Origin of the sequence: Stenotrophomonas sp. CFBP 13724, from assembly GCF_014841975.1 — a bacterium.
In the GTDB taxonomy this organism is placed as follows: domain Bacteria; phylum Pseudomonadota; class Gammaproteobacteria; order Xanthomonadales; family Xanthomonadaceae; genus Stenotrophomonas; species Stenotrophomonas lacuserhaii.
In genome coordinates this window covers 178197-191527 of record NZ_JACYUW010000001.1, presented here as the reverse complement: position 1 = coordinate 191527, position 13331 = coordinate 178197, and the positions used below count along the sequence as shown (strand labels likewise).

General features: G+C 67.0%; 9 protein-coding genes. 5 read left to right on the top strand and 4 right to left on the bottom strand.

The window, feature by feature from the left end; all coding sequences use genetic code 11:
* Positions 1 to 48 precede the first annotated feature (48 nt).
* Positions 49 to 2697 (top strand): PAS-domain containing protein, encoded by a 2649-nt coding sequence (locus tag IFT63_RS00800; protein WP_192082928.1) that lies wholly within the window; start codon positions 49 to 51, stop codon positions 2695 to 2697.
* A 69-nt stretch (positions 2698 to 2766) separates the two neighbouring features.
* On the opposite strand, the gene IFT63_RS00795 is transcribed toward IFT63_RS00800, so the two are convergent.
* From IFT63_RS00795 to IFT63_RS00780, 4 genes are read right to left on the bottom strand one after another with little or no spacing between them, the layout of a single operon-like run.
* Entirely contained in the window at positions 2767 to 3414 is a 648-nt protein-coding gene (locus IFT63_RS00795) for a response regulator transcription factor (protein ID WP_042614680.1), read from the bottom strand.
* A gap of 21 nt (positions 3415 to 3435) precedes the next feature.
* On the bottom strand, positions 3436 to 4536 hold the full coding sequence (locus IFT63_RS00790; protein WP_192082927.1) for an ABC transporter substrate-binding protein: 1101 nt from the start codon (positions 4534 to 4536) through the stop codon (positions 3436 to 3438).
* The gene (locus IFT63_RS00785; RefSeq protein WP_042614678.1) at positions 4533 to 5927 is read right to left on the bottom strand and encodes a sensor histidine kinase; all 1395 of its coding nucleotides are present in this window, start codon (positions 5925 to 5927) and stop codon (positions 4533 to 4535) included. The genes IFT63_RS00790 and IFT63_RS00785 overlap by 4 nt, the downstream gene beginning before the upstream one ends.
* Positions 5914 to 6612: a response regulator transcription factor gene (locus IFT63_RS00780; RefSeq protein ID WP_042614677.1), complete on the bottom strand. Its 699-nt coding sequence runs from the start codon at positions 6610 to 6612 to the stop codon at positions 5914 to 5916. The genes IFT63_RS00785 and IFT63_RS00780 overlap by 14 nt, the downstream gene beginning before the upstream one ends.
* A 543-nt stretch (positions 6613 to 7155) precedes the next feature.
* Here IFT63_RS00780 and IFT63_RS00775 point away from each other — a divergent pair.
* The 4 genes from IFT63_RS00775 (at position 7156) to IFT63_RS00760 (ending at position 13050) form a co-directional block, all read left to right on the top strand.
* The gene (locus IFT63_RS00775) at positions 7156 to 8298 is read left to right on the top strand and encodes a porin (protein ID WP_042615177.1); all 1143 of its coding nucleotides are present in this window, start codon (positions 7156 to 7158) and stop codon (positions 8296 to 8298) included.
* A gap of 52 nt (positions 8299 to 8350) precedes the next feature.
* Positions 8351 to 9679, top strand: coding sequence for a CitMHS family transporter (locus tag IFT63_RS00770; RefSeq protein WP_042615178.1), 1329 nt, complete (start codon positions 8351 to 8353; stop codon positions 9677 to 9679).
* A 31-nt stretch (positions 9680 to 9710) separates the two neighbouring features.
* Positions 9711 to 10451 (top strand): acetoacetyl-CoA reductase, encoded by a 741-nt coding sequence (gene phbB, locus IFT63_RS00765; protein ID WP_042615176.1) that lies wholly within the window; start codon positions 9711 to 9713, stop codon positions 10449 to 10451.
* 313 nt (positions 10452 to 10764) lie between these two features.
* The gene (locus IFT63_RS00760) at positions 10765 to 13050 is read left to right on the top strand and encodes a TonB-dependent receptor (protein ID WP_192082926.1); all 2286 of its coding nucleotides are present in this window, start codon (positions 10765 to 10767) and stop codon (positions 13048 to 13050) included.
* The last annotated feature ends 281 nt before the right edge of the window (positions 13051 to 13331 follow it).

The following is a 13331-nucleotide window of genomic DNA, read 5'->3' as shown; positions in this document are numbered from 1 at the left end:
CGGGTGACTGAGCGGGTCATCGACCCGCTCTGCCCGTAGACTCTCCGCATGTACCGGCTCGGCCGCTACCGCAAGCTGGCCATGACCCTGCTGGTGATGATCGGCGGGACCGCACTGTGCGCGGTATCAGCCGGGCATTTCGCCGGCCAGCGCGCGTTGGCCGGTGAAAGCGCGCAGGTGCGGCGCCAGTTGCAGCTCTACGGACAGGGGCTGCAGCAGCGGATCGACCGTTTCGGCACCCTGCCGCAGGTGATGGCACTGGATCCGGACCTGCTGGCCGCGCTGCGCAGCGCCCCGGATTCCGCAGGCCGCCAGCGTCTGAACCTTAAGCTGTCCCAGGCCAACCAGGTTACCCGTGCGTCCACCCTGACCCTGGTCGGGCGCGATGGCGTGGCGGTGGCGGCCAGCAACTGGGACCAGCCCTCGACCAACGTCGGCGAAGACTACAGCTACCGGCCGTATTACCTGCAGGCGATGGCGGACGGCCACGGCCGTTTCTACGGCATCGGCATGACTACCGGCGTGCCCGGCTATTTCCTGTCCCATGCCATCGATGACCCCGACGGCACCCGCCTGGGCGTGGTGGTGATCAAGATCGAACTGTCCGCGCTGGAACAGGAATGGGTGGCCAGCCCGGACATCGTGCTGGCCAGCGACAACCACGACGTGGTGTTTCTGTCCAACCAGGATCCCTGGCGTTACCGCCTGCTGCGGACCCTGGGCAGGGAAGAACGCAAGGAAATGCTGGCCAGCCGCCAGTACGCCGACCGGTCGCTGCAGCCGCTGCGTGCGCGCACCGAGCGGGTTCTGGAGGACGGCGGCCGGATCGTGCGCATGGCCGACCCGGCGATGCCGCGTGCGCTGCTGTGGCAGACCATCGACCTGCCCGAAGAAAACTGGCACCTGCACCTGCTGCACGATGCCAGCGCGGCCGGCGCGGTGGCCCGCAGTGCGGCCATCGGCGGCGGCGCGGCATGGTTGGCGCTGGGTTTCCTGGGGCTGTTCGTGCAGCAGCGGCGGCGCCTTTCGGCGCATCGCCAGCGCAGCCGGCGCGAACTGGAAATCCTGCTCAAGCAGCATGCCCAGGAACTGCGCAGCGCGCAGGATGGCCTGCTGCAGGCCGCCCAGGATGCCGACCGCGGGCTGAGCCGCAGCCTGGAGCACCTGCCGCAGGGCGTGGTGATCATCGACAGCCAGCAGCAGCTGGTCGCCTGGAATTCGCGCTACCTGGAGCTGTTCCGCTTCCCGCCCGGACTGGTGCAGGTAGGACGGCCGATCGAGGAGATTTTCCGCTTCAACGCGCGTCGCGGCCTGCTCGGGCCAGGGCCCATCGACGAAGCCATCGAACGCCGCCTCAACCACCTGCGCAGCGGACGTCCGCACATGCGCGAAAGCGAGAAAGACGACGGCACGGTGCTGGAAATCCGCGGCAATCCGCTGCCCGACGGCGGCTTCGTCACCAGCTATGCCGACATCACCAGTTACAAGAACGCCGCGCGCGAGCTTCGCTCGCTGGCCGACGCGCTGGAACACCGCGTGGCCGAGCGCACCCACGACCTGGACGAGGCGCGGCGCGAGGCCGAGCAGGCCAACCGCTACAAGACCCGCTTCGTCGCCTCGGCCGTGCATGACCTGCTGCAGCCGCTGAATGCCGCACGCATGTTCGTGTCGGTACTGCGCGGCAAGCTGGCCGATGGCGAACAGCAGCAGACCGTCGACCACATCGAAGCGGCGCTGTCGGCGCAGGATGCGATCCTGGTCAGCCTGCTGGACATCTCCCGGCTGGAATCGGGCAGCCTGCAGACCCGCGTGCGGGCTTTCGCGCTGAACCCGCTGCTGGAGACGCTGGCCCGCGAGTTCGGCATCGCCGCCGAAGGTCGTGGCCTGCAGTTGCACTGGGTCCCCACCAGCGCCGTGGTGGTCAGCGACGAGGCCCTGCTGCGGCGCATCCTGCAGAACTTCCTGTCCAATGCGCTGCGCTACACCCAGCGTGGCCGCGTGCTGCTGGGCTGCCGCCGCGAAGGCAGCCGCCTGTGGATCCAGGTCCATGACCAGGGCCCGGGCATCCCGGAAAGCCTGCACAAGGAAATCTTCGAAGAATTCCGCCGCCTGCATGATGGCCAGGAACGCGGCACCGGACTGGGCCTGGCGATCGTCGAACGCATCGGGCGCCTGCTGGGGCATCCGATCCGGCTGCGCTCGGTGCTGGGCAGCGGCACGATGTTCGAAGTGGCCGTGCCACTGGGCCGGGCGGACGAGGTGGTGGCTTCGATGACAGTGCACGCGCCGGTGGTAGTGGAGACCACGGCCGACAGTCCACTGCGTGGACGCCGGGTATGGGCCATCGATGACGACGCGCATGTCAGCGCCGCCACGCGTGCCCTGCTGGAAAAATGGGGCTGCGATGTGGAGCAGTCCGAAGGCCCCCAGGCCGCGCTGGATGCGGCCGACGCCGGGCAGGCACCGGAGCTGTTGCTGCTGGACGTGCGCATGGGCGATTTCCATGGGCCGACGCTGTATGAGGCGCTGTGCGAACGCTGGCAGGCGCGGCCGCCGGTGGTGCTGGTCACCGCCGAACGCGATGACGCGCTCAGGGCGATGGCGGCTGACAACGGCTGGGGCTTCCTGGCAAAACCGGTACGTCCGCCCGCGCTGCGAGCGCTGATGACCCAACTGCTGCTGCGCCACCGCCGGTAGCGCCGATCACAAAGGTAGCGCCGACCCATGGTCGGCGAGCGCCGCGGCGCGGCGCGGCGCTACCCCGCCCTACACCAGCCCGGCATCTCCCTCCGGCTCCAGCGCCTTCACCAGCACCGCGGCCTGCGTGCGGCTGTGGCATTCCAGCTTCTTCAGGATGGCGGTGACATGCACCTTCACCGTGTTCTCGGCCAGGCCCAGCGTGTAGGCGATCTGCTTGTTCAACAGGCCATCGGCCAGGCACAGCAGCACCCGGAACTGCTGCGGCGTGAGCTGCGCAAGCCGGCTGGCCAGCAGTGCATCGGCGTCGGATCGCTCGGCCGCCATCGCCGGGAACCACAACCCCCCATCAAGCACGGCCGCGACCGCCTCGCCGATGGTCTCCGGCGGCACAGATTTGGGAATGAACCCGGCGGCGCCGAACTGCTGCGCACGGCGGATGACACGCGGATGGTCATTGGAAGATAGGATCACCACCGGAATGTCTGGATGCGCGCCACGCACATGCAGCAGCGCTGAAAAACCGTGCGCGCCGGGCATGGTCAGGTCCAGCAGCACCAGGTCCACGTCGGGATGCTGGTCCAGCGCCTGTTCCAGCGCTTCGGCACTGGCGACTTCGCGCACGTTGACCTGCGGCAGGCCCTGCCGCAGCGAATGGACCACGGCAGCGCGCAGCAGGGGATGGTCGTCGGCAACCAGCAGGTTCAGTTCACTCATGCGCGCATTGTAGGGCCGACTTCAGTCGGCTGTGGCTGCAGGGCGACGCAGCCCTTGCAGCGGTGCCGGCTGGCGCGCCGGGCACATGCTGCTGTTCCATGCGTCCAGGAACTGCCGCCGCTTCAATGCATCGAGGTAGACCAGCAATCCGGGTCCGAGCTGGATCGGCCGCAGGTTGCGCTCCGGGCTGCCGTTGCGGCCCGCCCCACCCCGCACGATGGGCATCAGCCGGGCTTCGCGGGACAGCACCTGCTGGCCGCGCGGCGACAGCAGGTAATCCAGGAAGCGGCGGGCCTCGGCACTGTTTCGCGCGTTGCGCGGAATCAGCGCGGTACGCAGCATCACCAGGGTGTAATCCTCCGGTTCGACGATGCCCAGTGGCTCGCCGTCATCGATGCGCGCCTGCGCGTAGGAGCCCAGCACGTTGTAGACCAGCGACAGCTCACCGCTGCTGACCTTGTCCAGCAGCACGCCGGTACGCTCTTCCAGCAGCACCTGGTTGTCGCCGAGCGCGCCCAGCAGCGCGCCGGCCATGCTGCCGCGCTGCGCATCCTGCGTGGCCAGCAGGTAGCCCACGCTGCTGCGATTGATGTCATAGGTGCCGACCCGCCCGCGCAGCGGCGCATCCGGCGCGCGCAACAGGTCCAGCAGCTGGCGCCGCGTGCGCGGCACGCGTGCGGCAGGCAGCGCGCGGGTGTTGTAGACCATCGCCACCGGCTCGTAGCTGATCCCGAAGGCCTCGCTGCGCCACTGTGCCCACGCCGGCAGCGCCTGGGTCTGCGGCGAGCGGTGCGCCAGTGCATGGCCGTCGTTGACCAGCTTGGCCTGCAGGTCCATGCCGCTGGAAATCAGCAGGTCGGCCGAGGCGGGCCCCTTCCGTTCGCGAAGAAAGCGCGCATGCAGGTCCTGGGTGATGATGTCCTCGTACACCACTTCCGTACCCGGATGCAGCCGCTGGTAGTCGGCGATCACCACGGCGAATACCTCGATGTCGGTCGAGCCATGGATGTGCAGCTGTGCGCTGGCCGGGCCGGTGGCGGGGAAACGCTGCACATCGCCGGGGGCTGCCACGGCAACCTGCACCGACAGCAGCAGCACGAACAGGGCTTGCAGACGGATCATGCGTGGCTCCGGGGCAGCACGATGGTGGCTACCAGGCCCCCTTCGCGACGGTTGGAAAGATCGATCCGGCCACCGTGCGCATCCACCACGCGCTTGACGATGGCAAGCCCCAGCCCGGCCCCGCCGGCAGCGGCACCCTCGCCGCGCGCGAAGCGTTCGAACACCCGTTCGGCATCGCTCGGGGCGATCCCCGGGCCGTGGTCGGCGATGGTCAGCACGGCCTTGTCGCCGACGAGCGTCAAGGCAACCTGCAACGGCGCCGCCGCGCTGTACTTGATGGCGTTGTCGATCAGGTTCTTGATCGCCTCGCGCAACAACAGCGCATCGCCCTGCACCCATACCGGCCCCGCACTCATCGCAAGATGCACCCGCGGGATCGGCTCGACCTGCGGCACGGCCTCGTGCAGCGCCTGGTGGATGGTCTCGGCGAGGTCCACCGGCGCATAGCGCTGCAGGTTGGAACGATGGATCACGCTGGCATCGCTGAGCAACTGGTTAAGCAGGCGGCTCATGTGGCTGGCATTGCGTTCGATCGCCAGCAGGCTGCGGCGCATGTCTTCGGGCTCCTCGTCATCCAGCGCCAGCTGCGCCTGCGCGCGCAGCGCCGCCAGCGGCGTGCGCATCTGGTGCGCGGCCTCGGCCATGAACGAACGCAGGGTTTCGTTGCTGGTCGACAACCGGCCCATGAAGCGGTTGAGCGCGGCGACCATCTGATCCATCTCGCGGGGCACGTGCGCGTCCAGCGGACGCAGGTCCGACGGTTCTCGCCGTGATAGCTCGCGTTCCACCCGCACCAGCGGACGGAAGGCCCGGTGTACGCCGACACCGACCAGCGCCAGCGACAACAAAGAGAGCACGGTGATGGCCAGCAGCGCGCGGTTCACCATCTCCTGCGCGAGCGCTTCGCGCGCACGCCGGGTCTGCCCGACCTGCACCTGTACCTGGCCCTGCGCCGAAGGCGATGACAGGTTGCGCGCCACGACCACGAAACGTACGGTTTCCCCGCTGTAGGGCGCATCGAACAAGGTCGGTGCATCACCGGATGGCTTCGCACTGCGCGGCGCGGACGGCAGGTCCCCATAGCCGGTGATCAGCGTGCCGCGGCTGTCCGCCACGCGGTAGAACACGCGGTCCTCCGGTGCCATCGCCAGCAGGTCCAACGCGGCATACGGCAGGTCCACCTGCCACTGCCCGTCGACCAGCGCCACCGAATCGGCGATGGACAGCGCCGAGGACACCAGAAGGTGGTCGTAGGAACGGTTCGCGGCGCGTTGGCCGTAATCCCGTGCGGCGAACAACAAGGCCACGGCGAACACCGCCAGCAGCGCGCCCAGGTACAGGGTCAGGGTCCGCCGCAGCGATGACGGCCGCTGCCGCTCATGCCGGCGCATCACTACCCCCGTCGGTCGCGTCCACCGCTTCCAGCATGTAGCCCACGCCGCGCACGGTGACGATGCGCAGCGGCGCGGCAGCCAGCTTGCGGCGCAACCGGCCGACGTACAGTTCGATGGCATTCGGCCCGGCTTCGTCGTCGAAACCGAACAGCCCATTGCCGATTTCGTCCTTGCCGACCACCTGTCCCAGCCGGCCGACCAATATCTCCAGCAGGCGGAATTCGCGGTTGGGCAGTTCGATCAGTTCGCCGTCCAGGCTGACGCGGTGTGCGGCGTTGTCGAACTGGAACCCACCGATCTGCACCAGTTCGCTGGCCTGGCCGCGCGCGCGGCGCAGCAGCACGCGGCAGCGTGCTTCGAATTCTCGGAAATCAAATGGCTTGCCCAGATAGTCATCGGCGCCCACGTCCAGCGCCTGCACGCGGTCTTCGATGCCGTCACGAGCGGTGAGCATCAGTACCGGGGTGCTGTCACCGCGCTCGCGCATGCCAGCCAGCACGCGCAGGCCGTCCAGGTTGGGCAGGCCGATGTCCAGCACCACCAGGTCGAAGCGCTGGTAGCGCAGGACGCTGGCGGCGGCCAGCCCATCGGACTGCCAGTCCACGGCGTGGCCGTTGCGGCGCATGCGGCGGATGATGGCATCGGCGAGGTCCGGGTTGTCTTCGACCAGCAGCAGGCGCATGCGGTTGTCGGGTACGGGGGAGTGGAGATGCTAACGCACGGGGGGTGGGGCGAACGGGTGATACCCCCTCGCGGCGTGCCGGCTCTCTGGATACTGGGTTGGCGACGGGTGGGTGGGGTTGGCAGGACACGCCGTGAACCCGTCCTTGGGGGCTCGCAGTTGCCATCCATGGCAACAGACGGTCCTGCCAACCCCACCCACCCGGCGCCTGGCAGGTTCCGGTGCCGGCAGCCGCGTTGAAAAAGAAGAGCGGTAGCGCCGAAGGCAGCGGCAGGAGCCGCTGCCAACGTCGCGTGCGACGGCCCGCAGGGTGCCGGGCAGGATGCCCGGCATCGCCATGCTCGGCGGGGCGGGTCGGCGGGCGGAATCGCGGGGATTTCGCTGCGCTGCACAAACCGCTGACAGGTGAATGACAGCTTGCTGGGTCGAGACTGCGGCCTCGCATCCGTTCCGGGTGCCCACGTTGGCCGCGCGCCGGGCGCGCACCTGGGAGGGTTTGTGGAAGTTCTTTCTGTTCGTTGGTCGGCCGTGGGGTCGTGTGCGATGGCTGCCTGTGCCGTGTTCTCTGCTGCGCCGGTCTTTGCCGCCGACGATGACCGGCCGGTCACCGCCGAGATCGGCGGGCGCCTGCACCTGGATTTCGCCAGCTTCGACAACGATGGCCGCGGCACGCCGAACAAGGACGACACCGAGGTGCGGCGTGCGTGGCTTGACGTATCCGGCAAGTTCTTCGTGGTCGACTACAAGATGGAAGCCGACTTTTCCGGTGACCGCGTCGAAGCCAAGGATGTGTACCTGAGCCGCAGCTTCGGCGATGCCGGCCGGCTCACCGTGGGTCAGTTCAAGCAGTACTTCTCACTCGATGACCGCACCGGCTCCAACTACGGCAGCTTCCTGGAGCGCGGCAACGCCGGCACCTCGCTGGCGCCGCTGTACCGACTGGGAGCTTCCTGGCAGGCCAATCCGGGTGACTTCACCTGGGCGGCCAGCCTGTACAGCCTGGAAAGCATCGACGCCTGGCAGGTCAAGGGCCGCGCCGCCGGTGGACGTGCCACGTGGGCGCCCAGTCCCGCTGCCGGCGACGTGCTGCACCTTGGCATCTCGGCGGCACGCGAGCTGTATGACAACCCCGGCGCCAGCGGTGCCCCGGGGTTGCGCATCCGTCCTCGCCCCGCCGGCCACCTGTCCGATGAGAGCCGCCTGACCCTGGTCGATTTCTCCGCAGGACGCGATACCGACGTGGATAAGTGGTCGCTGGAGTACGCGCAGGTACGTGGGCCGTGGTCCTGGCAGGGCGAGTTCAGCGGCGCCACGTTCGACGATGGCCTGCAGCGCGGCAAGGTACTGGCCGGCTACGGCATGCTGAGCTGGTTCGTGACCGGTGAATCGCGCGGCTACGATCGCAAAACCGGGCGCTTCGCCCGCATCAAGGACATCCGGCACAAGGCCGGCGCTTTCGAACTGGCGCTGCGCTATGACCAGATGCGCGGTGACCAGCACCTGGTCGGCCTGCCGGACCTGCGCGACGGCAGCACCGAAGCCTGGACACTTGCCGGCAACTGGTACCTGCGCGACAACCTGCGCTTCATGCTCAACCTGATCGAAAGCCGCAACCGCGACCGTCTGGCCGACGTCACCGTCGATCGCACGCGCGCGGTCACCGGCCGCCTCCAGTTCGATTTCTGATGCCCCGCTCTCCCCTCCCCTTCCGCACTAATCCGCAAGGAGTCCGCAGATGATGCTCAGCATCCTCGGCTTTGGCATGGTCATTACGTTCATGTACTTGATCATGAGCAAGCGACTGTCGCCGCTGGTCGCCCTGATCACCATCCCGATCATCTTCGCGCTGCTGGGCGGCTTCGGCGCCGGCATCGACGAAATGATGCTCGACGGCATCAAGAAGATCGCGCCCACCGGCGTCATGCTGATGTTCGCCATCCTGTACTTCGGGGTGATGATCGATGCCGGCCTGTTCGATCCGCTGGTGCGGATCATCCTCAACGTGGTCAAGGGCGATCCGCTGAAGATCGTCATGGGCACCGCCGTGCTGGCGATGCTGATCTCGCTGGATGGCGATGGCTCGACGACGTACATGATCACCGTCTCGGCGATGCTGCCGCTCTACCGGCGGCTGGGCATGAATGCCTTGAACATGACCTGCGTGACCATCCTGGCGGGCGGTGTCATGAACCTCACCCCGTGGGGCGGACCGACCGCGCGTGCGGCCACCGCGTTGCACGTGGACCCGGCCGACGTGTTCGTGCCACTGATTCCCTCCATGGTGATCGCCTGCGCCGGCATCCTGGTGCTGGCGTGGTACCTGGGCATGAAGGAGCGCCGTCGCCTGGGCGTGGTCACCCTGCCGCAGGGCGGCTCGTGGATGGATTCCAGCGTGTCCGACGACGGCGATGCGCTGCCCACCGTCGAAGATGCCGAAGACATCAAGCGTCCCAAGCTCCTGTGGGTCAACTTCGGCCTGACCGCTGCGCTGATGGCCGCGCTGATCATGGGCCTGCTGCCGATGCCGATCCTGTTCATGGTGGGCTTCGCCATTGCGCTGGTGATCAACTACCCGAACCTTGCCGAGCAGCGCCGCCGCGTGGTCAACCATGCCGGCAACGTGCTGTCGGTGGTCTCGCTGATCTTCGCCGCCGGCATCTTCACCGGCATCCTCAACAACACCGGCATGGTCGAAGCGATGTCGCACAGCTTCCTGGCCATCATCCCGGAAAGCTGGGGCCCGTACCTGGCGGTGATCACCGCGCTGGCCTCGATGCCGTTCACCTTCTTCATGTCCAACGATGCCTTCTATTTCGGCGTGCTGCCGATCCTGTCCGAGGCCGCCGGCAACTACGGCATCACGCCGGTGGAAATGGCCCGCGCTTCGCTCGCAGGGCAGCCGGTGCATCTGCTCAGCCCGCTGGTGCCCTCGACCTACCTGCTGGTCGGACTGGCCAAGGTGGAGTTCGCCGACCACCAGAAGTTCACCCTGAAATGGGCGGTGATGATCTCCCTGCTGCTGATGGCCGGCAGCCTGCTGTTCGCGCTGTACCCACTGGCCGCCTGATGCGGCCCTGCCACAGGACCAGGAGAACCCAATGAACCTTCGCATCGCATACGTCACCAGTGGCATGGGCAGTGTCGGCACTGCGATCTGCCAGACCCTGGCGCGCTCGGGCCACACGGTGGTGGCCGGCTGCGCGCCGAACTCGCCGCGCAAGGCCGGCTGGCTGCGCGAGCAGCGTGACCTCGGCTTTGACTTCATCGCCTCCGAAGGCAACGCCACCGATTGGAGCTCCACCGCGTCTGCCTTCACCAAGGTGCGCGCCGAAGTCGGCGAGGTCGATGTACTGGTCAACAATTCCGGCGGCAGCCGCGATGTGCTGTTCCGCCAGATGAGCGCCGATGACTGGAATGCGGTGATGGCGTCCAACCTCAACTCGCTGTTCAACATCACCAAGCAGGTGGTCGACGGCATGGCCACGCGCGGCTGGGGACGCATCATCAACATTGGTTCGGTCAGCGCGCACAAGGGCCAGATCGGCCAAGTGAACTACGCCACGGCGAAAGCGGCGATGCACGGTTTCAGCCGCGCGCTGGCTGCGGAGGTCGCCGCCCGTGGGGTCACGGTCAACACCATCTCGCCGGGCTACATCGCCAGCCAGTCGATCAGCAGCTTCCCGCCGGACGTGCTGGACCGGCTGGCCGCCTCGGTGCCGATCCGTCGTCTTGGCAAGCCGGAGGAAGTGGCCGCGCTGTGCGGCTGGCTGGCATCGGATGAAGCGGCGTACGTGACCGGCGCGGACCATGCGGTCAACGGCGGTCTGTACATGGGGTGATGCAGCGCGGTGGCTGACGACCGCCCCTCGGTAGGGACGGCCGCTGGCATTCCGCTTCTGCTGTTGGTGGGTGACGACCGGGTGGGTGACGACCGTTGGTCGTCACGCCTTTGCCTTGCCCTCGCCGCTTCGCTCGCCGAGCATGGCTCGGCGCTACCTTCGGTGCCGGCGCACGCGGTCCTTCGGGATAAAGCGAACGCCGTCGCAGTTGCGCGCATTCTGCGCTTTACCGTCAAGAACCCGTCATTTCGGATTCGCATAGTGGTTGGTGACCTGCAGCCCGCAGGGCTTTCCCCTCATGCAACGGAACGACATGCAGACCCGAGACCTGACGATTGCCGTGGCAATCGCGCTTTGCGCCGCCAACGCCCACGCCGCCGGCGAATCCAACGCCGATACCGCCGTCACCGCGCAGACGCTGGACGCCGTGTCGGTGATCGGCCAAGGTGAAACCCGCCAGGTACAGCGCATCATCGCCGTGGAAAAGCAGGTGCTGCCGCCCGGCACCAGCGGGCAGAAGATCCTTGATCGCCTGCCCGGCGTTTCCGTGCAATCCAACGATGCCTTCGGTGCCAACGAGGAATCGCAGACGATCAGCCTGCGCGGCTTCGACAAGAGCCGCCTCGGCTATACGCTGGACGGCATCCCGCTGGGTGACAACAGCTACGGCAACTACAATGGCCTGAGCATCGCGCGCGCCTTGATCGCCGAGAACCTGGCCGGTGCCGAGCTGTCGCAGGGCATCGGTTCGCTGGGCGTGGCGTCCACCAGCAACCTCGGTGGTGCTATCCAGTACTTCTCGATGGACCCTTCCACTGAATTCGGCGGGCGTGCCAGCATTACCGCAGGCGATGACAACCAGCGCCGCGGCTACCTGCGCGTGGATACCGGCGACATCAACGGGTTCTCCGCCTATGTGTCCGGCGTGCACCAGGACGCGGACATGTGGGCCGCGCCGTACCAGAACCAGACTACGCGCCAGTTCAACGCCAAGGCCGTGTGGCAGGTGGGGGACAACCGTTTCGGCGCGTTCGCCGCGACCTCGCGCGCCAGCCAGGCCAACTATGCCTACCTGTCCAAGAGCATGCTGGAACGCGGCCTGGGTTATGACTGGAACATCTACGCACCGGATTGGGACCGCGCCGTCGCCGCAGCCTACTGCGCCCCCGCCACGCGTGATCCCGCGCGCTGCGCGTTCAGCGGCGGCGTCAACAGCATCGATGATGCGTACTACCAGAGTCGCGCGCTTCGCGATGACAATCTGTATTCACTGGACGCCGATCTGAAGCTCGGCGACAGCGCAGGCCTGAAACTGCTGGCCTACCACCACGACAACCGCGGGCAAGGCCACTGGTGGGCACCGGGCCAGCCCTCCCATCCGGGCACCGATCGCGAAATTCCGATCTCGATCCGCAGCACCAACTACACCATCAACCGCCAGGGCCTGACCGCGGCATTGACGTGGGACGTAGGTATCCACGAACTGGAGGCCGGACTCTGGTACGAGAAGAACGACCACAACGTAGAACGCAACTTCTACTACATCGACGGCCCGTTCCTGGATGACACCTACCTCAACCACCCGGATCGTCGCCTGTTCGACCAGGACTTCGATATCCGCACGCGTCAGTTCTACGTGCAGGACCGCATGCGCTTCATGGATGATCGGATGACGGTGGACGTGGGCATCAAAAGCCCCAACACGCGCATGACCGCCCGCGCAAAACCAGGCACTGAATCGAGCTATGCCTCCGGCACCTTGACCGCCAAGGAATCGGTGCTGCCGCAGGCCGGCATCAGCTTCAAGCTGAGCCCCCGGCAGGAAGTGTTCGCCTCGTATGCAGAGAACATCGCCGCCTTCGTCGGCGGCGGCAGTGGCGGCCCGCTGCAGGTTTCGCCGGAGTCCTTCGCGGCCAGCGTGGATGACCTTGAGCCGGAAGAATCACGCACGTTCGAAGCCGGTTTCCGTCGCTTCGGCGAGAAGTACCAGGCCTCGCTGGCGGCCTACCACGTGATGTTCGACAACCGCCTGCTGTCACTCAACCCCTGCACCAGCATCGAAGTCGGAACACGGCCGGAATGCATCACCCGCTTCATCAACGTCGGCTCGGTGAAGAGCCAGGGCGCCGAACTGACCTTCATCCTCAAGCCGGTCGACGGCCTGCAGTGGTACAACGCGCTGTCCTGGAACAAGACCACCTACGAGGACGACTACACCTCCGGCGGTGCGGTCGTACCGGTGGCGGGAAAGATCACCGTCGATACGCCGCAGCGCATGGCCTCCAGCGAGCTGAGCTGGAACCGCGACGGCTTCTTCGCCAGCGTGCGCGCCAAGTACACCGGCAAGCGCTATTACACCTATACCAATGACCAGTCGGTGCCGGGCGTGACCACCTTCGATGCGGGGCTGGGCTATTCCTTCGGCCCGGGCATGGGCCTGCGCGACATCAAGGTATCGCTCAACGCCACCAACCTGACCAACAAGCGGTACGCGGGGCAGCTGAGTTCGTTCGCACCGACCGATCCGACCGGCACCCGTTATGCGATCCACGCCAGCGCACCGCGGCAGGTGTTCATGACGGTGGGTGTTGATTTTTAAGCTTCGGCGGGCATTTGGCTTCATGGCGTGAGGCGGGGCGAGGGAACCATGCAGGACACGCCGCAAGTACGTCCGTGTAGGCTCCATTCGCCCCGTCCGGGGGCTCAAGGGTCCTGCATGGCTCCCTCGCCCCACCTCCGGACAGTGCGCTGCCGCCGCCGGGTTTGGGGGGGAGAAGAGCAAAAGCCAAAGCAAGACCAAAAAGCAGAAGCCGCCGACCATGGCTATGCCGGGCATCCTGCCCGGCACCCTGCGGGCCGTCGCACGCGACGTTGGCAGCG